The following is a 25,568-nucleotide window of genomic DNA, read 5'->3' as shown; positions in this document are numbered from 1 at the left end:
ACCGATCGACCGTGACCTCAGCGCCCCGAACCCACCGCCGGCATCCGGCACCGGCCGGACACAAGAATGCCCCTACGGCACAGCGCTGATCCCCAACCCGATCAGCCCGACAACCTTCACCACTTCCAACCCGATGTACCAGAAATGCGCATGGGAGCGGGGCAGCTCTGCACCGGCAAGTACTCGGTCGGCTCGTTTGCTGAGGGGCGGGCGCACGAGCACGATCTGTCCTGCCAGCACGACCACGGCGAGGAGCAACCAGATCCAGGTGCCGGTGGTGGCCTCGACGATCGCTGCTGCGATCACCAGCAGCACCGCGAGTACCGCTTCGACGGCGTTCAGCGCGCGGAACACCAAGCGCCCGATGCCCAGACCGAGCGGCACCGTGATCCCGGGCGCACGGAACTTCAACGGCGCCTCGAGGAACGAGATGGCCAGCACCATGCCCAGCCACAGCATCGGGAACAACCACAGGATGTGTTGCGCGACCGTGTCCATGGTCCGGACCCTACCGCCGTGCCCGGGCGGCACGACAGGGCCGAACAGCCCTGCCGTACGACCGCCGCTCAGAGTTTGACGAGCGTCCTGCTGTATTGCGGGATGAGCCGGATCTTGCCCGCGGTACCGAAGTCGATGGTGACGGTCGCCAACGGGCCGAAGCCCTCGGCGGCGACCACCTTGCCGAGACCGTACTTGTCGTCGCTGACCCGATCGCCCACGGCGAGTACCAGATTCGCGTTGTTCTTGCCCACGGCACCGGGCGCCGGGCGGCGCGGGCCCCGATCGGGACGCACGCCGGGGCGTTCGGACCAGCCGTCGCCGCGGGTCCAGTCGCGTTCCATGCCGTCGCTGTCGCCGCGCCTGCGGATGCCCCGGCTCGCCGGGGATCCGGCAGGCTCCAGTCGCCGCCAATCGATCAGGTGGCCCGGAATCTCTTGGAGGAAGCGGGATTCCGGGTTGGACACCGGTTGTCCCCAACCGGAGCGCACGACCGCGCGACTCAGGTACAGCCGCTTCCTGGCCCGGGTGATTCCGACGTAGGCGAGGCGGCGTTCCTCGGCCAGTTCGGTCGGGTCGCCGAGTGCCCGCATGTGCGGGAACTGGCCGTCTTCCCAACCGGTCACGAACACCACGGGGAACTCCAGGCCCTTGGCCGTGTGCAGCGTCATCATGGTGACCACGCCGGTGCCTTCGTCCGGGATCTGGTCGGTGTCGGCGACCAGCGAGACCCGTTCGAGGAACGCGGCGAGCGATCCGGGGTCGGGTTCGCCCTCGGCGACCTCGGGCAGCAGTCCCTCTTCCCGGGCCGCCTCCGCGTTGTTGTGCGCTTCGGAACTGAATTCCCGTGCGACGCTGACGAGTTCGTTGAGGTTGTCCAGCCGGGCGCCGTCCTGCGGATCGTCGGAGGCCTCCAGTTCGCCGCGGTAGCCGGTGCGCTCCAGCACCGCGTCGACCACATTCCCGACGTCGGGGAAGTCCAGGTCCTCCTGTACGCCCGCGGCCCGGATCTCCTCGAGCAGGTCGAGGAAGCCGGCGATCGCGCGCTGGGCCCTGGTGTTCAGCAGCGCCACTTTGCCGTCCGCCGCGTCCCGCAGCGCCGCGGCGAACCCGATGCCACGCTGCTCGGCGTGCACGGCGACGCAGGCTTCGGCCCGGTCGCCGATACCGCGACGGGGCGTGTTGAGGATCCGGCGCAGGCTCACCGCGTCGTCGGGGTTCTCCAGCACCCGCAGGTACGCGACGATATCGCGGACCTCCTTGCGCTCGTAGAACCGGACGCCGCCGACCACCTTGTACGGCAGGCCCATCCGGATGAAGATTTCTTCCAGCGCACGGGAGTTGTTGTTGGTCCGGTAGAACACCGCGACGTCGGAGTAGTTGGCTTCGCCCTGATCGACCAGCCGATCGATCTCCCGCGCCACGAAGGACGCCTCGTCGTGTTCGTTGTCGGCGACATAGCCGGTGATCAGGTCGCCTTCGCCGGAGTCGGTCCACAGTTTCTTGTCGCGCCGGTTCTCGTTGCGCGAGATCACCGCGTTGGCGGCGGAGAGAATGTGCTGGGTGGACCGGTAGTTCTGTTCCAGCAGAATGGTTTCCGCGTCCGGGAAGTCGCGCTCGAACTCTTCGATGTTGCGGATGGTGGCACCGCGGAACGCGTAGATCGACTGGTCCGCGTCACCCACCACACACAGTTCGCTCGGCGGCGCCTGGTCCTCGGTGCGCTCGGCCCGGTGATGCCCGACGAGTTCGCGCACCAGCACGTATTGCGCGTGGTTGGTGTCCTGGTATTCGTCGACCAGCACATGCCGGAAGCGACGCCGGTAGTACTCGGCGACCTGTGGGTGGTTCTGCAGCAGGGCCACCGTCTCGCCGATCAGGTCGTCGAAGTCGAGGGCGTTGGCCGCGCGCAACCGCCGCTGGTACTCGACGTAGACCCGCGCGACCAGGGCGGGCAGTTCGGTTTCATCCGACTCGGCGTCCGCGGTGGCCTGCTGCGGCCCGATGAGCTCGTTCTTGAGATTCGAGATCGCGGTCGCCAGCAGTCGTGCCGTGTATTTCTTCGTGTCGATATCGAAGTCACGACTGATCATGGTGAGCAGTCGCCGCGAATCATCGGCATCGTAGATGGAGAAATTCGAATTCATGCCCGGCAACAGGGCGGCTTGCATGCGCAATATTCGGACACAACTGGAGTGGAACGTCGATACCCACATGTTGTTGGCCCGCGGGCCGACCAGTCCGGTCACCCGCTCCCGCATCTCGGCAGCAGCCTTGTTGGTGAACGTGATCGCGAGCACCTGACCGGGCGTCACGCCGCGCGCGGCGAGCAGGTAGGCGATGCGGCGGGTGAGCACGGCGGTCTTGCCCGACCCGGCACCGGCCACGATCAGCAGCGGGGCGCCACTGTGCACAACCGCGGCGCGCTGCTGCGGATTGAGCCCGTCGAGCAGGCGCTCGGCTTCCTCGGCGCGCCGACGCTCCCGTTCGACACGCCGTTGCTCCTGCTCGTCGACCGACGGCGGCGGTTCCGGAACCGGCGCTCGCACCGCACGCACCTCCTCGACAGCCGACCGCGCTTCCTCGGCGTTACCACCGGTGACCTGCGGGTTATGGATCGAATCCGGCCGTGGGGCGCGACCGGCCTGCGTCTGGGGAGCCACCGTGATGTCCATCGTCCATCCACGCTACCGGCGCGCACCGACAGAGTTGAAGCCCCGGGTTGTCTCGCCGACGGTGCGGTGCCGCGCCGGCGAACGGATGGTGAACTCGCCCGGCCGCCCGTGCGATGAAACCGTGTCCTTCTTCTCAGCAGATTCACAAAACCAAACGTTTTGCACAGCCCCGGGGTCGTGGCAGACTGGCCAGATGATCAGTGGTCCTGCGATACCCCCGTTTCGGTTGACAACCGGATATCGTCATCGCGGCACTTGTATCTGAGCGCACATCCTGGGGGGACAATTCGAAGGCCCTACCAGGTCTGTTTCACGGTGAAAGAACCGATCGGTAACGAGCCGGGCTCACCCGCCGATCCATGTTCTGACACGAGGAGATGAATGATGAGCACCCCCGCAACGACGACTGGGTCCGATTCGGCTCTGCCGCAGAGCGACGCGGAGATCGACAAGCTCCGTAAGGAGATCGATCGCCTCGACGCGGAGATCCTTGCCGCCATCAAGCGCCGCACGGAGATCTCCCGGATCATCGGCCGGACGCGGATGGCCTCCGGCGGCCCTCGGCTCGTGCACAACCGGGAGATGAAGGTGCTGGAGCGGTTCAGCGAACTCGGCCAGGAAGGCCACACCCTCGCCATGCTCCTGCTGCGCCTCGGGCGCGGCCGTCTCGGTCACTGACCGCCAGTCCCCAACCTACTTTCGAACAGTCCTCCTCGGCCGCCACAGACGGCCACAGACCCATGCGGCTATCAGTACGACAACCGCATTCCCAAGGCCGCCCCGGGTGTATCTCACCCCGGGGCGGTCGTTTTCTGCTCAGGTGAGGGCGATGTACTTGGTGGAGAGGTATTCCTCGATGCCTTCGGTGCCGCCCTCCCGGCCGAAGCCGGACGCTTTGACGCCGCCGAAAGGCGCTGCGGGGTCGGAGATTACGCCGCGGTTGATGCCGACCATGCCGGATTCGAGCCCCTCGGCGACGCGCAGGGCGCGGTCGAGGTCGCGGGTGTAGACGTAGCTGACGAGGCCGAACTCGGTGTCGTTGGCGGCGGCGAGGCCCTCCTCCTCGGTGCTGAAGCCGACGATCGGCGCGACCGGCCCGAAGACCTCTTCGGTGCGGATCCTGGCCTGGGCCGGCACGTCGGTGAGGATGGTCGCCGGGTAGAACCAGCCGGGGCCGCCCGGGGCTTTGCCGCCGAGGCGGAGCTGGGCGCCCTTGGCCACGGCGTCCTCGACGAGTGCGCTCACCGTGTCGAGCTGTTCTTCGTTGATCAGCGGGCCGAGGGTGGTGTCCGGGTCGGTGCCGGGGCCGAGGACCACGCTGTTGCTCATGGCCTCGACCAGTTTGGTGGTGAACTCCTCGAGCACCCCCTGCTGCACGTGAAAACGATTGGCCGCGGTGCACGCCTCGCCGCCGTTGCGCAGTTTCGCCAGCATCGCGCCCTGGACCGCCGCGTCGACGTCGGCGTCGTCGAACACCACGAAGGGCGCGTTGCCGCCGAGTTCCATCGAGGTGCGCAACAGACCGTTGGCCGAGCTCTGCACCAGCTTCTTGCCCACCTCGGTGGAGCCGGTGAAGGTGAGTTTGCGCAACCGCGGATCATCGATCAGCGGCTGGGTGACCGCACCGGAACGGCTCGACGTGATCACCGAGAGCACCCCGTCGGGCAGCCCGGCCTCGCTGCACAGCCGGGCCAGCGCCAGCATCGTCAGCGGGGTCGCCGAGGCGGGTTTGACGATCATGGTGCAGCCCGCGGCCAGCGCCGGGCCGATCTTGCGGGTGCCCATGGCCAGCGGGAAATTCCACGGCGTGATCGCCAGGCACGGCCCGACCGGCTGCTTGTGCACCATGATCCGGCCGGTGCCCGAGGGCGCGTGCAGGTAGCGGCCGTGCACCCGCACGGCTTCCTCGCTGAACCAGCGGAAGAACTCCGCGCCGTATTTGACCTCGTTGCGGCTCTCCGGCAGCGCCTTGCCCATTTCCAGGGTCATCAGCAGCGCGAACTCCTCGGCCCGCGCGGTGATCTGCTCGAACACGGTGCGCAGGATCTCGCCGCGCTCGCGCGAGGGCCGCGCCGCCCATTCGGCCTGCACGGCGACCGCCGCGTCCAGCGCGCGCACCGCGTCTTCGGGTGTCGCGTCGGCGACCTGGGCCAGCACCTCCCCGGTCGCCGGATTGTGCACCGGGAAGGTGCCGCCGCCGGTGGCCGCTACGGGCCCACCGATCCACAGTTGCGTCGGGACGGATTCGAGAACTTCGCGTTCGGACACCATGCGCCCAGCGTAATCACCGGGCACCGCGACAGCCCTCGCGAGCAGGCCGGATATGGCCGGTATGTCGGGTGGGTGGCGCGCCACGGTCAACTCTCCGGCAGAGATTGCCGTGCGCGGACGGTGGGCGATGAGTAACCTCGGCGATCGTGAGCAGCGACATCACCGCGACGGCGGCCTGGCGGAAACTGCAAGAGCATTTCGACGCGATCGCGGGGCAGCACCTGCGGGAGATCTTCGCCGACGACCCGGCTCGCGGCAGCGAGCTGACCGTCGACGTCGCGGACCTGCACATCGATTACAGCAAGCATCGCCTCACGCGGGAAACCTTGCACCTGCTCGTCGAATTGGCGCGCGAGGCGAAGGTGGCCGAGCGCCGGGACGCGATGTTCGCGGGCGCGCACATCAACACCTCCGAGGATCGCGCGGTCGCCCACATCGCCCTGCGGGCGCCCGCTGGCGAGTCCGTCGTCGTCGACGGCGCGGACGCCGGCGCCGAGGTGCACGAGGTGCTGCGGCGGATGGGCGAATTCACCGACGCGGTGCGGGCGGGCCAGTGGCGCGGCGCCACAGGTGCGCGCATCGAGACCGTGGTCAATATCGGCATCGGCGGGTCGGATCTCGGGCCGGTGATGGTGTATCAGGCGCTGCGGCATTACGTCGACGCCGGCGTCGCCGCCCGGTTCGTCTCCAATGTCGACCCGGCCGACCTGGTGGCGAAGCTGGACGGACTCGACCCTGCCACAACGCTGTTCATCGTCGCGTCCAAGACCTTCTCCACGCTGGAGACCCTGACCAACGCCACCGCGGCCCGCCGCTGGCTGGTGGCGGCCCTGGGCGAGGACGCGGTCGCCAAGCACTTCGTCGCGGTCTCGACCAATGCCGAACGGGTGGCCGAATTCGGCATCGACACCGCCAACATGTTCGGTTTCTGGGACTGGGTCGGCGGACGCTACTCGGTGGATTCCGCGATCGGGCTCGCCGTGATGGCGGCCATCGGCAAGGAGCGTTTCGCCGAGTTCCTGGCGGGCATGCACGCCGTGGACGAGCATTTCGCGCAGGCGCCGCTCGACGCGAACGCACCGGTGCTGCTCGGCCTGCTCGGCGTCTGGTACTCGAATTTCTTCGGCGCGCAATCGCATGCGGTGCTGCCCTATTCGAACGATCTCGCGCGCTTCCCGGCGTATCTGCAGCAGCTCACGATGGAGTCGAACGGTAAGTCGGTGCGCGCCGACGGTACGCCGGTCAGCACCGCCACCGGCGAAATCTTCTGGGGCGAGCCCGGAACCAACGGACAGCATGCGTTCTATCAACTGCTGCACCAGGGCACGCGGCTGGTACCGGCGGATTTCATCGGATTCGCCCGTCCCACCGACGATCTGCCCACCCGGGACGGCACCGGCAGCATGCACGACATCCTGATGAGCAACCTGTTCGCGCAGACCAAGGTGCTCGCGTTCGGCAAGACCGCCGAAGAGATCGCGGCCGAGGGCACCGACCCGAAGGTGGTGCCGCACAAGGTGATGCCGGGCAACCGGCCGAGCACCACTATCCTCGCCGCGCAGCTGACACCGTCGGTGGTCGGCCAGTTGATCGCGCTGTACGAGCACCAGGTCTTCGTGGAGGGCGCCATCTGGGGCATCGACAGCTTCGACCAGTGGGGCGTCGAACTCGGCAAACAGCAGGCGCTCGCCCTGGCACCGCTGCTCAGTTCACCGGAAGAGCCTGCACCGCAAGGAGATTCGTCGACCGACGAGCTCATTCGGTGGTACCGCGACCGGAAATGACCGCGGGTCAGAGTTCGACGGGCTCGTACCGCCCGCCGCGCTGAACCAGCACGAGATCGGCGCGCGGCTTCGTGGCGGCGACGAGATCGGCGTTGCGCAGGTCGCTCTCGCGCACCTTGACCTGGGCCGCCGCCGGGGTGCGGCCGCCGTGCAGATGCCGGTGCAACAACCGTTTCTCCAGCACGTCGCGCGGGGCGTCGAGGTACCAGCATTCGTCGAGCAGCCGGCGGACCGCCGACCACTGCCGGTCCGCGACATCGTCGAGCAGCAGGTAATTGCCCTCGACGATCGCGATGGTCTGCCGGTCGAACACGACACCCGCCGGTGTCGGCTCGTCCAGGGTGCGATCGAAGACCGGCCACGGCACCGCCACGCCGACGTGGGTATCGCGCAGCAGGCGCAGATTCGCGAGGAAGGCCGCCGTATCGAAGGTGTCCGGTTCGCCTTTGCGCGCAAGACTTTCCGTGGCCCGCAACGCCGCGTTGGTCAGGTGGTAGCCGTCCATCGGCGCGACCTCGGCGACCGGGGCCCCCGCCTCGTGGTTCAGCGCGTCGCGCAGGGCTACCGACAGGGTAGACTTTCCCGCCCCCGGCGGGCCCGCGATGCCGAGCAGATACCTGCCGTCGCCACCGGCGGCGTGCGCGCGCACCCGTCCGGCGAGCGCCGACAGCGCTGGATTGTCCACCGTCGCACCTTACCGAGCACAAAAGGACGTCTCACCGAGCCTGTGGCGAGCTCGGTGAGACGTCCGTTCAACCGGTAATGGTTGTCAGGTGCGAGCCTGCTGCTGCGGCAGCTTGGTCGCCTTGGTGGCGTTGGCCACCTGCACGCAGTCGGCGGCCGTGGTGCCGGCCGTCTGGTTGCGCACGTTGGTGTTGCACGCGGTCTTCAACGCGGTGGACAGCGCCGCGTAGTTGGAGTTCGACGACAGGAGCGTCTGCGTCGTCCAGTACAGGGCCGCGGTCTTCGCGATGCCGATCGCGGTGACGGTCACGCCGTTGAGGCTGCCGCCGTCGACCATGATCTGCGCGGTCTTGTTGCCGACGCCGCTGTTGATGTGGACGCCGCCGTTGTCACCGGTGCCGGTGTACCAGTACCGGCCGCGGTAGGTGTCGGGATCCTGGTAGGCGTTGGGGTTCTGCATGTCCCGGATCACGCCGATCGAGCTGCAGGCGCCGAGCTTCCAGCGGTTGGCCGGGGTGTTGCACGGGTTGCTGGTGTTCACCAGGAAGGTGAGCTCGCCGAAGACGTCGGACATGGACTCGTTGATCGCGCCCGGCTCGTTGCGGTAGACGAGACCGTTGGTGTGCTGGGTGACGCCGTGCGTGAGCTCGTGCGCGGTGATGTCCTCGGTGGTCAGACCCGAACCGTAGGCCATGTAGCTGCCGGACCAGAAGGCGTTCTGGTAGGGGCATGCGGTGGTGGTGCAGAGGCGCACGGTGGCGCGCAGCGCCTTGCCTTTGCCGTCACCGGTGTCGGAGCCGATCAGGTTGGTCAGGTTCGGCACCTTGGTGTACTGAGCGTAGAACCGCTCGGTGTTACCCAGGTAGTCGTAGATCTTGTCGACATCCTGAATACCCGTGGGGCCCTGGCCCTCCGAGCGGGTCGAACGCAGGCTACCGGTGCCGCAACCGGCCCGGTTGGGGTCGATGCGCCGGTTCGCGTTGTCACACACGACGCGGTTGAGGTGCTTGGTCTCGCTCCAGCTGTCGAGCACCTTGCCGGTGTTGTTCGCGTCGACGAACACGACCCACGTCGCGGGCTCGCCCTTCTTCTCCGCGCTGACACCGGTGATGTCGACCTTGAACGCCGGGACGGCCACGCTCTGCGCGTCGTCCTTGGCGGCCAGCTTCGCGTCGTACCAGTACGCCTTGGTCTCGGTGACCGACAGCTGGTCCGGCGCCGCCTTGCTCTCCGCGGCGACCTTCTTCAGCGCGGTCTGCTGGACCTGGGACGTCGGTGCCGTGCTGGAGAACTTGCCCTCGGACTTCTTCGACAGGGCGCCGGTCACCGAGATCAGCGAGCCGTTCGCGGTCAGCGACTGCGCCGCGGACGCGCCGAACACCGGCACCTTGTCGATCTCCTGCCGCAGCCTGACGGTGGACCCCTCACCAACCGGGAACACCGACTCCACGACGAGATCGCCTGCGCTGTCACCGTTTCCGGCCAGCGCCTGCTCGACACCCTGGGCGTGCGCCTGGGCCGCGGCCGGAGCCTCGGCGGGCGTTCCCTGCGGCGCCGCGAGCGGCTCCTTGGGCACCACGAGCTGGACCGCGCCCTGCTGGTCGACGGTCACCTCTTTCGGCACCGCAGACAGGTCGGAGCTCGTAGGCGCCGACGGACTCGAAGGCGGTTGCGCGTACGCGGCCGGGCCGGACGCGAACACCATTGCCCCAGTAGCGATTAAAGCGAAGGCGGCATATCGCCCCGCTCGTTTTTGTGTGGGTTTCATGACCAAGTAGAACCACATTCGAGCGGTCAACTCGACTGGAGAGCAAACTGGGGAAACGGACAGCAGAGCCGGAATACGGTCCGGCAACCGTCCAGCTCAGCCCGGCAAATACGCTGTATCAAGATCTTTCGACGACGTCGTTGATCGAGTTACCAGCGACCTGCCGAGATATCTGCGAGATCGCCAATTTCATTATACCGAAACATGTTTGCAACACCGACAGCCGAATTACGCAGCGGCCGAATTGCTTTCCAGCGTATAGGTCAGAGCAACGCGCGATCGATGATGGCGCCGGTGTCCACCCCGGTGGGCAGCGTGCCGAAGGCGATGCCCCAGTCGTCGCCGAGCCGGGTGGCGCAGAAAGCGTCCGCAACCGCGGGGTGACCGTGCCGGACCAGCTGCGCGCCTTGCAGCACGAGCGCCATCAGCTCGACGATGCGCCGGGCGCGGTACTCGATATCGCCCAGGTCGGCGAGCTCCTTGCCCACCCGGCTGATCGCGTCGTCCAGCCGCGGATTCTCGCCCCGCGCCAGTGACACCTCGTGGAAGAACGCTTCGACCGTCTCCGGCTGACGACCCATGGCGCGCAACGCATCCAGCGCGGCGACATTGCCCGACCCTTCCCAGATCGACATGAGCGGAGCCTCGCGATACAGCCGGGGCATGCCCGACTCCTCGGCGTAACCGTTGCCGCCGAAGCATTCCAGCGCCTCCGCGGCGTGCGACGGCGCCCGCTTGCACACCCAGTACTTGGTGACCGCCAGCGCGATGCGGCGCAGCGCGGCTTCGGCCGGGTCGGTCGTCGCCCGGTCGGTGGCTCCGGCCAGGCGCATCATCACGGTGGTCGCCGCATCGGACTCGATCACCAAGTCGGCCAGCACGTTTCGCATCGCCGGTTGGTCGATCAGCTTGGCGCCGAACGCTTCCCGATGCCGGGCGTGATGCGCGGCGAAGACCGCGCCGGTGCGCATGCCGGTGGCCGAGCCGATCACACAGTCCAGGCGGGTCATGTTCACCATCTCGATGATGGTCTTGACCCCCGCGCCCTCCGCGCCGACCAGCCAGCCGGTGGCGTTCTCGTATTCGATCTCCGAGGACGCGTTCGACTTGTTGCCGAGCTTGTCCTTGAGCCGCTGGATACGGATCGGATTACGGGTGCCGTCCGGCAACACCCGGGTCAGCAGGAAGCAGGACAACCCGCCGGGCGCCTGGGCCAGCGTGAGGAACATGTCCGACATCGGGGCGGAGGTGAACCACTTGTGCCCGACGATCCGATACGAGCCGTCCGGTTGCGGCGTCGCCGTGGTGGTGTTGGCGCGCACATCCGAGCCGCCCTGCTTCTCGGTCATCGACATGCCCGCGATGAGCCCGGCCTTGCCCGAGGGTTCCCGCAGCCCGAAGTCGTAGACCCGGGAGCCGAGCAGCGGTTCGTATTTCGCGGACAGCTCCGCATTGTGCCGCAGCGCGGGCACCACGGCGTAGGTCATCGAGATCGGGCACATGTGCCCGGCCTCGGCAGCGCCCCAGGTGTAGAACTTCGCGGCACGGGCGACGTGCGCGCCGGGACGCTCGTCCAACCAGGGCGCGCCGTGCAGGCCGTGCGACACAGCGACATTCATCAGATCGTGCCAGTGCGGATGGAACTCGACCTCGTCGACGCGATGGCCGTACCGATCGTGGGTGTGCAGCACCGGCGGATACTCGTTGGCCAGCCGCCCCCACTCCTGGGCCACGGAACCGCCTGCGAGTGCGCCGAGTTCACGCACCTCGGGCTCCGCCCAGCCCGCACCTTCCCGATGCAGACCTTCGAGCAGGGCCGGGTTCCGCGAGACATCGAACGGCGCGATATCGGGCACCTGGTTGAACACTTCATGCGTCTGCATCGGATACTCCTGATTCCAGCCGAGCGAACGGGGCGCTCGATGCCGCGGGCACACCGAGTGCGCGCAGGGCGAAGACAATGAGTTCGGGGACAACGGATTCCGCGTGCGGCGCGGCGGCCAACGGACCGACCAGCACCTCGCCGATCGCACCGACCAGCGCGGCCGCGCTGGTCCGCGCGTCCTGGGCGGGCAGCTCGCCGCTCGAAACACCCTCCGCCACCGCCGATTCGAAGGCTTCGGCGAACGCCCGGCGGAAATGCAGCCGCTCGGTGTCGACCACGGTGTCCACCGGCTCGACGAGCAGCACATAGGCGAGTTCGGGGTTCTTCAGCGCGCGTCCGGCGAAGGTCTCCACCGCGGCGCTCACCCGCTCCACGGCGGTGCCGCCCGCGCTCGCCGCGGCGACCGCAGCGACCTCCCAGGCAACCACGCGCCGGAAGACGGCGCTGACCAGTTCCGCCTTGCCGGCGAAGTGTTTGTAGACGGTTCCGGTGGCCACGCCGGCTTCGGCCGCGACCGCCGCCATCGACAATCCGGCGTAGCCCGCCCGCGACAGGACGGTGGTCGCGGCCTGCACGATCAGGCCCGCCTGCGCGTCCAGGCGGGCCTGCACGGCGGGGGTTCTGCGGTAGGCCACGCAAGAAGTGAACCATAAATTCATTTCTTGCCACAAGGGCGGTTTTACGGCGTATGGTCGGGGTCGTGAACGTACGAATCGAGCGCAACGGCGCGGTGACCACGGTGATCCTGCACCGGCCCGAGGCACGCAACGCGGTCGACGGCCCGACCGCCGCTGCCCTGGCCGATGCCTTCCGCGAATTCGATGCCGACCCCGGCGCCGCGGTGGCCGTGCTGTGGGGTGACGGCGGCACCTTCTGCGCGGGCGCGGACCTCAAGGGTCTCGGCACCGAACGGTCCAATCAGGTCACCGAGGACGGCGACGGCCCGATGGGGCCGACCCGGATGCGCCTGTCCAAGCCGGTGATCGCCGCGGTCTCCGGCTACGCGGTCGCGGGCGGGCTGGAACTCGCGCTGTGGTGCGATCTGCGAGTCGCCGAGCAGGACAGCACCTTCGGTGTGTTCTGCCGGCGCTGGGGCGTGCCGCTCATCGACGGCGGCACCCTGCGCCTGCCCCGGATCATCGGCACCGGACGCGCGATGGACCTGGTGCTCACCGGCCGTCCCGTCGACGCCGCGGAGGCGCTGCAGATCGGCCTGGTCAACCGGGTCGTCCCGACCGGCGAAGCCCGCAGTGCCGCAGAACAACTCGCCGCCGAACTCGCCGCATTGCCACAGGCGTGCCTGCGCTCGGACCGTCTGTCGCTGCTCGAGCAGGACGGCATGGACGAGGAAGCGGCACTGCGCAACGAACTTCGGCACGGTATGACCGCGCTCGCCAACGGCGCCCTCGACGGAGCGCAGCGCTTCGCCTCCGGCGCGGGCAGGCACGGCACGAAAGCGTGAGCGCCCCCGGCCGGCTGAGCGTCGTCGACGAGATCTTCCTCCGGACCCACCGTGGACTGGGCACTCCCATTGCGCTGCAAGGCCTGTGGCGGACGGCCGATCGGATCGAGCCCGAGCTGCTCCGGCGGATCCACGCGACGCTGCGCACCGGCCCGTTGGGGCGCAGGGTCGTTCGCCCTCGCGTGCCCGGAGCGCGCCGCGCCTGGCGGGCCACCACCCGCGCGCACCCACTCGCGTGGCACGAACAGCCGATCCCGCGCTCCGCGTTGTTCACATGGGCCGACGCACAGGGCGACGACCTCGACCCCGAGACCGGACCCGGCTGGCGGCTGTCCGCTACCGCACTCGCCGACGGCGGTTCGGTTGTCGCCCTGACCTGCTCACACGCGCTCGCCGACGGTCGCGCGCTGGCGCTCGCGGTGGATGACGCACTGGGCGGCACGGAGCTGCCCGCCGGAGCGCCGGTGCCCGGATCGGACTGGGCCGATGCTCGCAGGCAGTGGTTCACCGTCGTACGCGGCACCGTGCGGGCGCTGCGGCGCGGCATCCCCGCGCGTCCCCTCGTCGCCCCCGATCGCGCCGACGCGCCATCCGGCGCTGCGGCCGCACACAGCGCGGTCCTGCAGTGCGCCGTGGCCGACTGGGATCGAACCGCCGAGGTGCACGGCGGCACCGCCAACAGCGTGTTCATCTGGTTGATCGCGAATACGCTGTGGGCCTGCGGTTTTCCCGCCGCGGTGATCGAGGCCAGCCTGCCGGTCGACACCCGCGACGAACCACGGGTGGACAACGACCTCGCCATGACCGCGATCGACGTACACCGCACCGACACCCCCGCCTCGATCCGCGCGCAGGCCCGCGCCGCATACGAGCGCCGCATGTCGAGCCCCGGCGGCATGCCCGAGGAACTGCTCCAGGTCATTCCGGATCGCTGGGCCTACGCGTTGTCCAGAGGTGCAGGAGAGCGAGACATCCTGTGCTCCAACATCGGAACGCTGCCCGCCACCCTCACCACATTGGGCGCACACCGTTGCACCGGCGTCGCCGCACGGGCCATCCACCCAGGCCTGACCGCCGGGCAGTTACCGCGGACCCGGCTGTCCGGCTACCTGTGCCGCATCGCCGACGACTACGTGGTCGCCCTGGCCGGCCTCGACCCCGTGCGTATCGAATCCAATAGTGCGCTAACCGATCTGGCGTCGAAGACCGCGGCAGCCATCGATCTTCCGGTGCGCACGTGGTGATCCGCGCTCACTCCATCGCGTCGATATCGTGCGCGGTGAGCGCGGCGGCGAACAGCTGCGCGTGATCCGGACGGTTGGGGTCGTAGCCGGTGACGGTGGCGATCCGGTTGAGCCGGTAGTTGAGCGTATTGCGGTGCACCACAAGGGCGGCCGCGGCTTGCTGGCGGTTGTAGTCGTTGTCGATCAGCGCCCGCAGCGCGTCGAGCAGATGCGCCTGGTCGTGCAGCGGCGCCAGCAGCGTGAGCAGCCAGGTACGCGCGGGACCGGGCCGGGCCAGCTGGTATTGCAGCGCCAGGTCCGCCATCCGATAGACCGCGCTGGGACGACGGAGTTGGTAAGCGAGCCTGGCGATTTCACCGGCCTCCTCGGCCGCCGCCGGAATGTCGGCGACGTCGGCGGCGGTCGCGAAACCCGCGACCGTGCGCACACCGGCCCCTTGGGCGACCCTGGCGACGAAAGTGTCCAACGCCGCGTCGGCGTCACCGTCCATGCCGGGCACGAGCAAGACACCGCCACCCCGCTCAACGGTGCTCAAGGCCCGGCCCGACACCGCGTCGACCTCGGCCTGCACGACGCGTAACACCGGCCGATTCGCGCCGGCCGGGTCCGACTCGGCCAGCCGGAACACCAAGACGCGAAACCCGCCGTCGAGCGAGATGCCGAACCGCTCGGCCAGCAGGTCGGCGGGCGTGCCGTGCACCAGCGCCTGTGCCACCGCCCGCTTGGCCTCCCGCTGCTCCCAGTGCAGATCCTGGCGTTCGCGCAGATAGGCGCTCGCGACGCCGGGCGTGACGGCACCGAGGTAGCCGAGCACATACGGCACCGCGGCCAGCAACTGCTCCCGCTGGGCCGGTGCGGTCGCGGCGGCGGCAACCGAGTTCCAGGCCGCGATCGCGCCGTGGTGATACACCGAAAGCACTGTGTCCAGCGGGATTCCGGCTCTGGCCCGGCGCACCGCGATCTCGATCAGCTCGGTCAGCGCGTCCTTGTCCGGCGGCCGCCGGTCCGACAGCGACCGCAGGAACAGCCGGAGATTGGCCTCCGCGGCCTGCGGCAGATCCTCCCTGGCGTCGGCGGACAGCTCCCGATAATCGGGCACCGCGCTGAGGACCTCGGTCAGGAGATCCCGGGTCACTTCGGGCAACACCGTCCGGACATATTTCGACAGGTCGTCCAGCGCAGCGGCATCAGTGCGAGCAGTCACCCGCACATTGTTTGCACAGACAAACCGTTCCGCACAATAGCGACGAGCGAACAAACTTCGTTAGTGCACCCGAACAAGATGACATCCCGTCGGATGCACAAATACCGTCACGAAATCCCGTCGCCCGAACGGTGACCGGCGTCACAATGTCGCATCGGACCGCGCCGCGGCGCGCTCGTTCCCGATCTCGTGTCGATAGCCGATCAACACCGTGCAGATCAACGACAGCGCCACCACGGTCTCAGCGATGAAGAACGAACCGAAGTCGATGACCGATCCGATGGGCGGCCCACCCGGAACCGCGTTGCGCAGCGGGATCATCGCGAACAGCACCGCGGCCATCAAGGTGTTGGCCGGCCAGATCAGCCCGCGCCGGCCGGACAGCACGTAGAACGCGGCGGTCGCGGCGGCCAGCGCCAGCCCGAGCATCAGCACCATGACGAAGAGCGCGAAGGTGCGCGACGCGGTCGAACGTGTCACTGTCACAACGCTTCCGACGACGTCACCACGCTGTTCGACGTTCACCTTCGGCGCCACCTTGAAGAAGGTGTCCAGGCTGTACAGATTGATCGAGATCGGCACTGCGGCCGCACCGCTGGTCGCGAGGACATCGATGTCGGCGGTGTATCTGTCGAACGGATAGTCGGTGATCATCCCGTTGCCGCCCATGGCGATCCGCAGCTCCGACGCGGACAGCAACTCACCGGCCTTCGCCTGAATCGGCTGCGACTTCAGCCCATACAGCTCGATCGCCGTGTCCGCTCGGAACCGCCCGGACTCGTCGGCGAGCGCGCCGCGCGGAGTCGGCAGCACCTGAACGCTCATTTCCTGCATGACGGCATCGATCTGGATGATCGTCACGTCGAGATCGATGCGGTCCGGGGTGTCGATATCGCCGATCATGTGCATGGTCTGGCCGTGATCTTTCTGCACGGCGTACAACTGCAGACTGATCGCCAGCGCGATGACGACGATCACGATCGCCGCGACCGCCGCGAAGGTCTTCCGATACCTCGTCACGCTCGCCTCCGGGCCTGAGGGGGTGGTGCGGAACAAGCAGCCACCCCACCATAGGGTCCGCAGGATTCAGTGCACAGCTACGACTCGGCAACCGAATATTGTGTCCGGATTCAGCGCACCGGGATCAGGGTGCGGTCGGCTCGGTCGAGCACGTCGGCGGGCACCTCGACGCCCGGATCCAGGTCGGCCGAGCCGATCGGCGCGTCCCAGACCTGCCGCACCGGCAGCACACCGGCCCATACGCCGCCGGTCTCGATATCGGCTGCGTCGTCGTTGGGTCCGCCCGACCGGACTTTGACCGAGGCCTCGGTGAGATCCAGCGCGAGCACCATGGTGGCGGCGAGTTCCTTCTTGCTCGGCGGCCGCACTCGCGACCAGGCCCCCGGCGCGGCATGCTCGGTGATCACCTCGAGCGCGCGCACCCGCTGCGCCGGATCGGTGACCTCCACCGCACGACCGTGCACCACCGCGGAGCGGTAGTTCATCGAGAAGTGCATCGCCGAACGGGCGTAGACGATGCCGTCGACCAGGGTGACGGCGACCGAGATGGGCCCGGTCATGGCCGCGCGCAGGTTGCCCGCGCCGGTCGAGCCGTGCAGGTAGAGGGTGTCACCCGCGCGCCCGTAGATGGTCGGCAGCACCACCGGCGCGCCACCGAGCAGCACGCCGAGGTGGCAGATCAGGCCCGCGTCGAGCACCGCGTCGAGTTCGGCTCGATCGTCGCGCGCCCGCTCCTTCGAGCGCGTCACGGTGCTGCGCGGGGTCGGCGAGAGCGGGGTCCGGGGATCGGCTGAGCGGGTCATATGACCAGGATCGGGCGCATAGTGGCATTATCAAAGTGCCAATTCAGCGAAATCTATACAGTCCACTTTTGAGGTCACCGTGCTCGACGAACTCCCCCTCGATCTCGACCGCGCGCTGCCCGCACCGTTGTCGGTCCAGGTCGCCGACGGGTTGCGGGCCGCGGCGACGAACGGCCTGCTGCGCGGGGGCGACCGGCTGCCGTCCTCGCGTGCGCTCGCGGTCCGGCTCGGCGTCAGCCGGACCGTGGTGGCCGCGGCCTACGACCAACTGCACGCCGAGGGCTGGATCGACGGCAAACGCGGCTCCGGCACCTACTTGACCACCGCGCCGCCCGCCACGCCCACCCGCGCGTTCCGGTCCGGAGCCGCGGACAACGAACCGCAACTGCGCGACCTGGAACCCGGCGCACCGTGCTCCGATGCCATCGACCGCGCCGCCTGGCGGCGTGCGTGGCGCTCGGCCGCCGACCTGTCGCCGATGGTGCGCCGCGACCGCGCCGGTGAGCCCGAGTACCGCACCGCGATCGTCGAACATCTGCTGCGCCACCGCGGCTTGGGCGCGGGCAGCGACACCACGCTGCTCGCGACCGCCGGAACCAGTTCCGCGGTAGGCGAACTCGCCGCCGCACTGCTGCGGCCGGGTGACGCGGTGGCGTTGGAGGATCCCGGATACCACCGGGCCGCAGGCGCTTTCGCGGCGGCCGGGGTGCGCGTACTCCCGGTTCCGGTCGACGCGCACGGCCTGCGCGTCGACCAGCTGCCGCCGCAGATCAAGGCCGTGTATTGCACGCCGGCGCACCAGTTTCCGCTCGGCCCGCGGCTGCCCGCCGCGCGCCGCGTCGCCCTCGTCGAGCACGCGAGGCGGCACGGCCTGCTGCTCATCGAGGACGACTACGACGGCGAATTGCGTTACGACACCGCGCCTTTGCCGCTGCTCGCAGCGATGGCACCGGACGTCGTGGTGCACCTCGGCACGACGAGCAAGATCCTTTCGCCGACTCTCGGCGTCGGCTGGCTGGTCGCCCGGCCCGCGATCGCCGACGCGGTGGTCGCGCACCGGAACCGGACCGGCACCTGCCCGAGTCCGGCGGGTCAGCAGGTTTTCGTCTCGCTGGCCGCGCACGGCGATCTGGCTCGGCACCTGCGCAGGCTGCGCCGCGAGCTGCCGCCGCGCCGGGCCTTGGTGGTGGCCGAGCTGCGCCGCCATGGACTCGACGTGCTCGGCGACGACGCGGGCACCCACGTCGTGGTGCCGCTCGGCTCGGCCGAGGCCGAGGAGCGCGGCGTGACGCTGGCCCGCGCACAGGGCGTCGCGCTGGACGGATTGGCCCGCTACCACCTCGGCCCGCGTCGGCACTTCGGTGTCGCGCTCGGTTACACCGCGTTGTCCTTGCCCGACCTCGCCGCGGCCGTCCCGATCGCCGCCGCGTGCCTGGCGCGGTCGTAGCATGGTCGACATGACCGAACAGGACGTTCTGGCACGCATCAAGGCACTGGTCGAGCAGGAGCACGAGCTCCGCGCACAGGCCACCAAGGGTGAGCTCGACCCCAAGACCGAACGCCGGCAGCTCGCCGAGCTCGAGGTGATGCTGGACCAGGCGTGGGACCTGCTGCGGCATCGCAGGGCACGGATCGACCAGGGCGAGTCCCCGGACGGCGCCGAGCCGAGTTCACCGGCCCAGGTCGAGGGCTACCTGCAGTAGCCGCGACGATGCCGAGCGAGACGACCGAATACGACGTCATCGTGATCGGTGGCGGACCGGCGGGCGAGAACGCCGCCGTCTACGCGATCGCCGGGAGCGAGCGCACCGCCGTGCTCGTGGAACGCGAACTCGTCGGCGGCGAATGTTCCTACTGGGCCTGCATTCCCAGCAAGGCGCTGTTGCGGCCGGGTCATGTGCTCGCCGCCGCGCAGGCGATGGACGGGATCACCGCGACCGGCCTCGACGTCGCCGCGGTGCTGCGGCGCCGCGATTCGTTCGCCGGGCACGACGACACCTCCCAGGTGAAATGGGCGAACGACAATCGCATCGACGTGGTGCGCGGCACCGGGCGACTCGCCGGTCCGCGCCGCGTCGAGGTCGACGGCCGGATGCTGACCGCACGCCACGCGGTGGTGCTGGCGACCGGCACCACCGCGAACATTCCCGACATACCCGGCCTGCGCGCCGCGCTGCCGTGGATCTCCCGCGACGCCACGAATCTGCACGAGGTGCCCGAGCGGGTGCTCGTCATCGGCGGCGGGGTCGTCGCCTGCGAGGCGGCGACCTGGTTGGCCGCGCTCGGCGCGCAGGTCAGCCTGGTCGTGCGCGGCGACAGGGTGCTGGCCACCGCGGAACCTTTCGCGGGGGAACGCGTCGTCGAGGCGCTCACCGAGCGCGGCGTGCGTGTCCTGCTGAACACCGCTCCGGTGCGCGTGCACCGGCCCGACGCGAAAGACACCGGCGAGGGACACGTGCACGGCGGCCCGGTCACCGTGCGGCTGCGCAGCGCGCAGGGTGCGGACGAAATCGAGGTCGACGAGATCATCGTGGCGGCGGGACGCACGCCGGCCACCGCGGGTCTCGGCTTGGCCGAGGTCGGCCTGCCGGACGGCTATGTCGAAGTCGACGACCAACTGACCGTGCGGGGCGTGGACGGCGACTGGCTGTACTGCGTCGGCGACCTGAACCACCGTGCCGCCCTCACGCATATGGGCAAGTACCAGGCCAGGGTGTGCGGTGACGTGATCGCGGCCCGCGCCGAAGGGCGTCCGCTCACCGACGCCCGGTTCGCCGCGAGCGCCGATCACGCGCAGGTCCCCCAGGTGGTGTTCACCGCGCCGGAGGTGGCCTCCGTCGGGCTCACCGAGGCGGCCGCGCGCGCCGCGGGCCACGCCGTCGAGACGGTGGAACTCGATATCGCCGTGGCCGGATCCTCGTTGGCGCGCAACGACTTCGCGGGCCACGCCAAGCTGGTCATCGATCCGGCCACCGACACGCTGCTCGGCGCCACCTTCGTCGGCCCCGAGGTGGGCGAGCAGCTGCACGCGGCCACCATCGCGGTGGTGGGCAAGGTGCCGCTGGCAACTCTGTGGCACGCAGTGCCTGCGTTTCCTGCCGTGAGCGAGTTCTGGTTACGTCTGTTGGAGGCCCGCCGCGCGTAGCTACCATCGGTGAATGGTGGCATCGACAGATATCCAGACCGCCGACGGAGTCGTCCGGGGTCGTCGTGGCCGCCGCGTGCTGCGCTGGCGGTCCGTCCCCTACGCGGCCGCACCGGTGGGTGACTTGCGTTTTCGCGCCCCGCAGCCGGTGGTCCCCTGGGCCGGGGTGCGCGAGTGCACCGAGTTCGGGTTCGCCGCGATGCAGCACCGCACCGGCGCGCGGATCGGGCCGCGGCGCTACCAGCCCACCAACGAGGACGCGCTGACACTGAATGTCACCGTGCCCGTCACACCGTCCGCCACGCCGCGTCCGGTCCTCGTGTTCATCCACGGCGGCGGGTATCTCATCGGCACCTCGGCGCTGGGCCTCTACTCCGGTGCCCGGCTGGCCCTGCGCGGGGACGTGGTCATGGTGTCGCTGAACTACCGGCTCGGCGCGTTCGGTTACGTCGACTTCAGTGAATTCAGCACTCCGGAGCACACTTTCGAGTCGAACCTGGGCCTGCGCGACCAGGTCGCCGCGTTGCGCTGGGTACGGGCCAATATCGCGGCGTTCGGCGGCGATCCGGACAACGTGACGATCTTCGGCGAATCGGCGGGCGCGCATGCGGTATTGAGCCTGCTCGCCACGCCCGCCGCGAAAGGCCTTTTCCATCAAGCTATTTCGCAGAGCCCACCGGCGGACTGGGCAATGACCGCCGAGGACGCCCAGGCCTTCGCGCGCCGGTGCGTCACCGAACTCGGCGCCACACCGGAGACCGCGGCGCGGACGCTGCGCACCGCGAGCGCCAACGATATTCGGCGCGCGGTCGACCGGAGCAGCAATAGGGTGCTGCGCGAACATCGCGGCTTGTTCCCGGTCGCTCCGGTGGTCGACGGCGATTTCCTGCCGCAGGCGCCGATCGATGCGATCGTCGACGGCAACGCGCACCGGGTACCGCTGATCATCGGCACCAACCGCGACGAAGGGACGCTGTTCGCGAAGTTCGCCGACTCGCTGCCCACCACGGCGGAGCGCCTGCGGGCCGCGGTCGGTTCCGCCGCGGCTGAATCCCGGATCGCCGCAGCCTATCCCGGGTATCCAGCGGCGCGGGCGGCGGTGCGCGCGGGCGGCGATTTCGTCTTCTGGCGACCCTCGGTCCGTGTGATGGCGGGACACAGCAAGTACGCACCCACCTACGCCTACCGGTACGACTTCGCGCCGCGCGCGTTGCAGCTCCTCGGACTGGGCGCCTCCCATGCCACCGACCTCGTCCCCGTCTTCGGCGGCGGCGAGGCCTCGTTCGGCATCGCCTTCACCGCGGCGGGTGGCCGGCGCGGGCTACAAGCCGTGACCCGCCAGTTCCAGGACAACTGGCTCGCGCTCGCGCGCACCGGCGCGCCGCTGCCGTCCTGGCCGCCCTACACCGAGTCCCGGCGCACGACGCTGATCATCGACTACCCCACGCGCGTGGAGCACGACCCGGACCAGGCCAAACGCCTTGCCTGGCAGGACATCCGAATTCCCACCCTGCGCGCGCGGGCTACTTGAGCAGGCGCGACATCCGGCGGTCGGCCAAGATCTTGCCGCCGGTCTGACAGGTCGGGCAGTACTGGAAGGAACGCTCCGCGTAGGAGACCTCGCGGACGGTGTCGCCGCAGACCGGGCAGGGCAGCCCGGTCCGGGCGTGCACCTGCATGCCGGAGCGTTTCTCGCCCTTGAGCCGGGCGGCGTCCTGACCGACCGACCGTTGCACGGCATCGGACAGCACCGCCCGCATCGCCGCGTACAATTCGGAGACCTTTTCCGCTGCAAGGGTTTTGGTGTTGGCGAACGGCGATATCCGTGCGGTGTGCAGTATTTCGTCGGAGTAGGCGTTGCCGATGCCCGCCAGCAGGGTCTGGTCGACGATCGCGGTCTTGATCCGCTGCGAGGTGCCGCGCAGGATCTCGGCGAATTCCTCCTCGGTCACGGCGAGCGCGTCGGGCCCGAGCCGGGCGATGCCGGGGACCAGCTTCGGGTCCTCGACGATGTACACCGCGAGCCGCTTCTTGGTGCCGGCCTCGGTCAGATCGATCGCGGGCGTCGCGCCCTCGGGGGTGAAGAAGTGCACGCGCAACGCCAGCGGACTCTTGCCGCCCGGCTTCGGCGGCGTCTGGCTGGGTTCGTCGATCCAGCGCAACCAGCCACCACGGGACAGATGCGTGATCAGCCACAGCCCGCCGCAGTCCATGCCGAGGAATTTGCCCCAGCGGCCCGCGCCCGTCACGTCCCGGCCGGACAGCGCGGTCACCGGCGGATCGAAGGTCTTCACGGCGCTCAACGCCGCGACATCCACACGCCCCACCACGGCGCCGACCGCATGTTCCCGCAGGAACTGCGCCAACGCCTCCACTTCAGGTAGTTCGGGCACATGCCCAGGCTACCGGCGACCACCGACATCGGCAGGCCGGTCCGGCCCGCAGTTCAGCCGCGACGCAGCAGGTAGACGTCCATGATCCAGCCCTTTTCGGCACGCAAGCGGCTCCGGCGCTCGACGATCTGCTGTTCGACCTCGCGCAGCGGGCCCGCGATCAAGGTCTCGTCCGGCATGCCGAGATAGGCGCCCCACCAGATGTGCACGTCGTTCCCCGGCACCTCGGTGAACGTGCACTCGCCGTCCAGCATCACCACCGCCGAATCGGCGAGCCCTTCCGCCCGCAGCCGCCGGCCCGTCGTGATGTGCACCGGCTCGCCGATCCGATGCAGCACCATCCGATGCCGCGCGGCCAGCGCCTGCACGCTGGTGACGCCCGGGATCACTTCGTAGTCGAACCGCACGGCGCCGCGGGCGAGCACCCGCTCGATCATCCGCAGCGTGCTGTCGTACAGGGACGGATCGCCCCACACCAGCATGCCGCCGACGCCCTCGGCCGCCGCGAAAGCCGCCTCCAGCAGCGCGGCCCGGCGCTCGTGCCAGTCCTCGACGACACCCTGATAGTCGGCCGGCGCGCGGTCTCGCGGCGGATCGGCGATCTCCACGATCCGATACGGCCGCTCGACGTGCTCGGCCAGGATCGCGGTCCGCACGTCGACCAGCTCCTGTTTCTCGGCGCCCTTGCCGATCACGAAGAACACGTCGACCTGGCGCAGCGCCTTGACGGCCTGCATGGTCACCTGGTCGGGGTCGCCCGCGCCGATGCCGATGACCGAGAGCTTGTGCATGCGCCGAGCTTGCCAAACGCCACGAAGGCTAGAGTTGGCAGGCGTGGCGACGACCGATACCCAGTACGAGGACCTGCTCCGACTGGTACTCGCATCCGGCACGAACAAGGCGGACCGCACCGGCACCGGCACGCGCAGCGTCTTCGGTCACCAGCTGCGCTATGACCTGTCCAAGGGCTTCCCGCTGATCACCACCAAAAAGGTGCATCTGAAATCGATCGTCTACGAGTTGCTGTGGTTTCTGCGCGGCGATTCCAACGCGACCTGGTTGCAGGAGCACGGCGTCTCGATCTGGGACGAATGGGCCGATGCCGACGGCGAACTGGGCCCGGTCTACGGCGTCCAGTGGCGGTCCTGGCCGACGCCGGACGGCACCCACATCGATCAGATCGCCGAGGTCCTGCAGACGCTGCGCACCAACCCGGACTCGCGGCGCATGCTGGTATCGGCTTGGAACGTCGCTGAATTGCACAAGATGGCGCTGGCCCCATGCCACGCCTTCTTCCAGTTCTACGTGGCCGACGGGCGGCTGTCCTGCCAGCTGTATCAGCGCAGCGCCGACCTCTTCCTCGGCGTGCCGTTCAATATCGCCAGCTACGCGCTGCTCACCCACATGGTGGCGCAGCAGACCGAACTCGAACCCGGCGATTTCATCTGGACCGGTGGCGACTGCCATATCTACGACAACCACCTCGACCAGGTCGGCGAGCAGCTGTCCCGGGATCCGTACCCCTTCCCGACGCTGCGCCTGCGTCCCGCGCCGACGCTGTTCGACTACGTCTACGAGGACGTGGAAGTGGTCGGCTACCAGCATCATCCGGCGATCAAGGCACCGGTCGCGGTGTGAACGACCACGCCCGTATCCGGCAGCACGGCAGTGGCGCCCGCACGATCGGCTTGATCTGGGCGCAGACGCCCGACGGCGTCATCGGCGCCGACAACGCCATTCCCTGGCGGGTGCCCGAGGACATGGCGAACTTCAAGGCCGTCACCATGGGTCACCCGGTGATCATGGGCAGGCGGACCTGGGATTCGCTGCCACCTCGATTCCGGCCGCTGGTGGGTCGCCGCAATATCGTGGTGACCCGACAGCCCGACTGGGCCGCCGCGGGCGCGGAACGCGCGGGCTCGGTGCCCGAGGCGCTGGCGCTGAGCGGCCAGGACACCGTGTGGATCGCCGGCGGCGGTGAGATCTACCGCGCCGCCCTGGCTTTCGCGACCGACCTGCTCGTCACCGAGGTGGACACCGAGGTCGTCGGCGATGCCTACGCGCCCGCCATCGGCCCCGAGTGGAAGGACGCGGACACGTCGCCGTGGCAGACCTCGACCTCCGGGGTGAACTATCGAATCCGCCGTTATATCCGCAGGTCTGCCGACTGATCGCGGTCGAGTCACCGATCGTCGCGCCGCGCACGACACCGTTCGATCACAGAACGCCGCCACCCTGCAAACCGGACACGAGAGGCTGCGCGGTCGGGCATACTCCAGGGTAAGTGGCGCCCGGGCCCAGTCCGCCCGAGTCCCCGAGCCGATGCGACCAGCCCTCGCACCGGCTGCTGTCATTGCGAAAGGCGGTCCATGGACAAGAAATCGCTGACTGCGGTTGCTCGGCAACAACTCAAGTTGGCCAGCACCGCCACGAGCGGACGCAGTTCGCAGACGATCTACGGCGGTCACGCGAACACCCTGCGCCAGACCGTGGTCGGCCTCAGTGCCGGCCAGAGTCTGGCCGAGCACGACAACGCGGGCGAGGCCACCCTGCTCGTGCTCAGCGGCACGCTCACCCTGATCAGCGGCGCCAACGAGTGGAAGGGCTCGACCGGCGACCTGCTGGTGGTGCCCAAGGCCAGGCACAGCGTCAAAGCCGTCGACGACGTGGCCTTCCTGCTGACGGTCGCCAAGTAGTAGCCGGGGAGCCCGTGCCGCCTGCTCGGTGATCTT

23 protein-coding genes are annotated in these 25,568 nt (G+C 68.9%); 11 read left to right on the top strand and 12 right to left on the bottom strand.

Annotation, left to right across the window (positions count from 1 at the left end):
• Positions 1 to 72: 72 nt before the first annotated feature.
• Both TY25_RS17665 and pcrA read right to left on the bottom strand, forming a co-directional pair.
• Positions 73 to 498 carry a hypothetical protein gene (locus tag TY25_RS17665; protein ID WP_042257642.1) on the bottom strand — a complete coding sequence of 142 codons (426 nt, stop codon included), beginning with the start codon at positions 496 to 498 and terminating at the stop codon, positions 73 to 75.
• A 68-nt stretch (positions 499 to 566) separates the two neighbouring features.
• On the bottom strand, positions 567 to 3,173 hold the full coding sequence (pcrA, locus tag TY25_RS17660; protein WP_042257640.1) for a DNA helicase PcrA: 2,607 nt from the start codon (positions 3,171 to 3,173) through the stop codon (positions 567 to 569).
• Positions 3,174 to 3,557: 384 nt separating this feature from the next.
• On the opposite strand from pcrA, the gene TY25_RS17655 reads away from it, so the two are divergent.
• Entirely contained in the window at positions 3,558 to 3,851 is a 294-nt protein-coding gene (locus TY25_RS17655; RefSeq protein ID WP_014988338.1) for a chorismate mutase, read from the top strand.
• Between the two features lie 138 nt (positions 3,852 to 3,989).
• Here the strand turns inward: TY25_RS17655 and TY25_RS17650 are convergent, their stop codons facing one another.
• Positions 3,990 to 5,444: an NAD-dependent succinate-semialdehyde dehydrogenase gene (locus tag TY25_RS17650; protein ID WP_042257638.1), complete on the bottom strand. Its 1,455-nt coding sequence runs from the start codon at positions 5,442 to 5,444 to the stop codon at positions 3,990 to 3,992.
• A 146-nt stretch (positions 5,445 to 5,590) separates the two neighbouring features.
• Here TY25_RS17650 and pgi point away from each other — a divergent pair, with 146 nt between their 5' ends.
• Positions 5,591 to 7,228, top strand: coding sequence for a glucose-6-phosphate isomerase (pgi, locus tag TY25_RS17645; protein ID WP_042257636.1), 1,638 nt, complete (start codon positions 5,591 to 5,593; stop codon positions 7,226 to 7,228).
• 7 nt (positions 7,229 to 7,235) lie between these two features.
• Here pgi and TY25_RS17640 read toward each other — a convergent pair whose 3' ends face one another.
• The 4 genes from TY25_RS17640 to TY25_RS17625 all read right to left on the bottom strand — a co-directional run bounded on the left by TY25_RS17640 (position 7,236) and on the right by TY25_RS17625 (position 12,200).
• Positions 7,236 to 7,913, bottom strand: a complete 678-nt coding sequence (locus tag TY25_RS17640; RefSeq protein ID WP_042257633.1) for a nucleoside/nucleotide kinase family protein — start codon at positions 7,911 to 7,913, stop codon at positions 7,236 to 7,238.
• A gap of 84 nt (positions 7,914 to 7,997) precedes the next feature.
• Positions 7,998 to 9,617: a M4 family metallopeptidase gene (locus TY25_RS17635; RefSeq protein ID WP_052383031.1), complete on the bottom strand. Its 1,620-nt coding sequence runs from the start codon at positions 9,615 to 9,617 to the stop codon at positions 7,998 to 8,000.
• Positions 9,618 to 9,943: 326 nt separating this feature from the next.
• Complete coding sequence (locus tag TY25_RS17630; RefSeq protein ID WP_042257632.1) at positions 9,944 to 11,563, bottom strand: acyl-CoA dehydrogenase family protein; 1,620 nt, start codon at positions 11,561 to 11,563, stop codon at positions 9,944 to 9,946.
• Entirely contained in the window at positions 11,550 to 12,200 is a 651-nt protein-coding gene (locus TY25_RS17625; protein ID WP_042257630.1) for a TetR/AcrR family transcriptional regulator, read from the bottom strand. Before TY25_RS17625 ends, TY25_RS17630 begins: the two co-directional genes overlap by 14 nt.
• A gap of 65 nt (positions 12,201 to 12,265) precedes the next feature.
• Between TY25_RS17625 and TY25_RS17620 the strand changes: the two genes are divergently transcribed.
• A complete protein-coding gene (locus tag TY25_RS17620) occupies positions 12,266 to 13,027 on the top strand; it encodes a crotonase/enoyl-CoA hydratase family protein (RefSeq protein WP_172595718.1) in 762 nt (253 codons plus the stop codon).
• Entirely contained in the window at positions 13,024 to 14,271 is a 1,248-nt protein-coding gene (locus TY25_RS17615; RefSeq protein ID WP_042257626.1) for a hypothetical protein, read from the top strand. The genes TY25_RS17620 and TY25_RS17615 overlap by 4 nt, the downstream gene beginning before the upstream one ends.
• Before the next feature lie 7 nt (positions 14,272 to 14,278).
• Here the strand turns inward: TY25_RS17615 and TY25_RS17610 are convergent, their stop codons facing one another.
• The 3 genes from TY25_RS17610 to TY25_RS17600 all read right to left on the bottom strand — a co-directional run bounded on the left by TY25_RS17610 (position 14,279) and on the right by TY25_RS17600 (position 17,298).
• Positions 14,279 to 15,475, bottom strand: coding sequence for a PucR family transcriptional regulator (locus TY25_RS17610; RefSeq protein WP_146154127.1), 1,197 nt, complete (start codon positions 15,473 to 15,475; stop codon positions 14,279 to 14,281).
• Positions 15,476 to 15,616: 141 nt separating this feature from the next.
• A complete protein-coding gene (locus TY25_RS17605; protein WP_052383030.1) occupies positions 15,617 to 16,495 on the bottom strand; it encodes a DUF4436 domain-containing protein in 879 nt (292 codons plus the stop codon).
• 110 nt (positions 16,496 to 16,605) lie between these two features.
• Positions 16,606 to 17,298, bottom strand: coding sequence for a pyridoxamine 5'-phosphate oxidase family protein (locus tag TY25_RS17600; protein WP_042257622.1), 693 nt, complete (start codon positions 17,296 to 17,298; stop codon positions 16,606 to 16,608).
• A 79-nt stretch (positions 17,299 to 17,377) separates the two neighbouring features.
• Between TY25_RS17600 and pdxR the strand changes: the two genes are divergently transcribed.
• The 4 genes from pdxR to TY25_RS17580 are packed head-to-tail and all read left to right on the top strand — an operon-like array spanning position 17,378 to position 21,974.
• Complete coding sequence (gene pdxR / locus TY25_RS17595; protein ID WP_042257620.1) at positions 17,378 to 18,745, top strand: MocR-like pyridoxine biosynthesis transcription factor PdxR; 1,368 nt, start codon at positions 17,378 to 17,380, stop codon at positions 18,743 to 18,745.
• Positions 18,746 to 18,755: 10 nt separating this feature from the next.
• On the top strand, positions 18,756 to 19,001 hold the full coding sequence (locus tag TY25_RS17590) for a DUF2630 family protein (RefSeq protein ID WP_014988351.1): 246 nt from the start codon (positions 18,756 to 18,758) through the stop codon (positions 18,999 to 19,001).
• A gap of 8 nt (positions 19,002 to 19,009) precedes the next feature.
• Positions 19,010 to 20,443 carry a dihydrolipoyl dehydrogenase family protein gene (locus tag TY25_RS17585; RefSeq protein WP_042257619.1) on the top strand — a complete coding sequence of 478 codons (1,434 nt, stop codon included), beginning with the start codon at positions 19,010 to 19,012 and terminating at the stop codon, positions 20,441 to 20,443.
• 13 nt (positions 20,444 to 20,456) lie between these two features.
• Positions 20,457 to 21,974: a carboxylesterase/lipase family protein gene (locus tag TY25_RS17580; RefSeq protein ID WP_042257617.1), complete on the top strand. Its 1,518-nt coding sequence runs from the start codon at positions 20,457 to 20,459 to the stop codon at positions 21,972 to 21,974.
• Here the strand turns inward: TY25_RS17580 and TY25_RS17575 are convergent.
• Both TY25_RS17575 and cobF read right to left on the bottom strand, forming a co-directional pair.
• A complete protein-coding gene (locus TY25_RS17575; RefSeq protein ID WP_042257616.1) occupies positions 21,967 to 22,836 on the bottom strand; it encodes an Fpg/Nei family DNA glycosylase in 870 nt (289 codons plus the stop codon). The two genes, TY25_RS17580 and TY25_RS17575, sit on opposite strands and share 8 nt — an antisense overlap.
• Positions 22,837 to 22,889: 53 nt before the next feature.
• Positions 22,890 to 23,627, bottom strand: a complete 738-nt coding sequence (gene cobF / locus TY25_RS17570) for a precorrin-6A synthase (deacetylating) (protein WP_042257615.1) — start codon at positions 23,625 to 23,627, stop codon at positions 22,890 to 22,892.
• A gap of 43 nt (positions 23,628 to 23,670) precedes the next feature.
• Between cobF and TY25_RS17565 the strand changes: the two genes are divergently transcribed.
• The 3 genes from TY25_RS17565 (at position 23,671) to TY25_RS17555 (ending at position 25,532) form a co-directional block, all read left to right on the top strand.
• The gene (locus tag TY25_RS17565) at positions 23,671 to 24,474 is read left to right on the top strand and encodes a thymidylate synthase (RefSeq protein ID WP_042257614.1); all 804 of its coding nucleotides are present in this window, start codon (positions 23,671 to 23,673) and stop codon (positions 24,472 to 24,474) included.
• Complete coding sequence (locus tag TY25_RS17560) at positions 24,471 to 25,007, top strand: dihydrofolate reductase (RefSeq protein ID WP_081868936.1); 537 nt, start codon at positions 24,471 to 24,473, stop codon at positions 25,005 to 25,007. Before TY25_RS17565 ends, TY25_RS17560 begins: the two co-directional genes overlap by 4 nt.
• Positions 25,008 to 25,205: 198 nt before the next feature.
• Positions 25,206 to 25,532 (top strand): cupin domain-containing protein, encoded by a 327-nt coding sequence (locus tag TY25_RS17555; protein ID WP_014988358.1) that lies wholly within the window; start codon positions 25,206 to 25,208, stop codon positions 25,530 to 25,532.
• Positions 25,533 to 25,568: the final 36 nt, after the last annotated feature.

Origin of the sequence: Nocardia brasiliensis NBRC 14402 (assembly GCF_000308475.2) — a bacterium.
Classification (GTDB): Bacteria; Actinomycetota; Actinomycetes; order Mycobacteriales; family Mycobacteriaceae; genus Nocardia; species Nocardia brasiliensis.
The sequence above is the reverse complement of the archived record's forward strand: the minus strand, read 5'-3'. Positions and strand labels throughout refer to the sequence as shown.

Excerpts from the sequence above, each read along its gene's own strand:
- TY25_RS17665 (WP_042257642.1), bottom strand. The coding sequence starts at position 498 with ATGGACACGGTCGCGCAACACATCCTGTGGTTGTTCCCGATGCTGTGG.
- pcrA (WP_042257640.1), bottom strand. The coding sequence starts at position 3,173 with ATGGACATCACGGTGGCTCCCCAGACGCAGGCCGGTCGCGCCCCACGG.
- TY25_RS17655 (WP_014988338.1), top strand. The coding sequence starts at position 3,558 with ATGAGCACCCCCGCAACGACGACTGGGTCCGATTCGGCTCTGCCGCAG.
- TY25_RS17650 (WP_042257638.1), bottom strand. The coding sequence starts at position 5,444 with ATGGTGTCCGAACGCGAAGTTCTCGAATCCGTCCCGACGCAACTGTGG.
- TY25_RS17635 (WP_052383031.1), bottom strand. The coding sequence starts at position 9,617 with ATGGTGTTCGCGTCCGGCCCGGCCGCGTACGCGCAACCGCCTTCGAGT.
- TY25_RS17630 (WP_042257632.1), bottom strand. The coding sequence starts at position 11,563 with ATGCAGACGCATGAAGTGTTCAACCAGGTGCCCGATATCGCGCCGTTC.
- TY25_RS17600 (WP_042257622.1), bottom strand. The coding sequence starts at position 17,298 with ATGACCCGCTCAGCCGATCCCCGGACCCCGCTCTCGCCGACCCCGCGC.
- TY25_RS17590 (WP_014988351.1), top strand. The coding sequence starts at position 18,756 with ATGACCGAACAGGACGTTCTGGCACGCATCAAGGCACTGGTCGAGCAG.
- TY25_RS17585 (WP_042257619.1), top strand. The coding sequence starts at position 19,010 with ATGCCGAGCGAGACGACCGAATACGACGTCATCGTGATCGGTGGCGGA.
- TY25_RS17580 (WP_042257617.1), top strand. The coding sequence starts at position 20,457 with ATGGTGGCATCGACAGATATCCAGACCGCCGACGGAGTCGTCCGGGGT.
- cobF (WP_042257615.1), bottom strand. The coding sequence starts at position 23,627 with ATGCACAAGCTCTCGGTCATCGGCATCGGCGCGGGCGACCCCGACCAG.
- TY25_RS17555 (WP_014988358.1), top strand. The coding sequence starts at position 25,206 with ATGGACAAGAAATCGCTGACTGCGGTTGCTCGGCAACAACTCAAGTTG.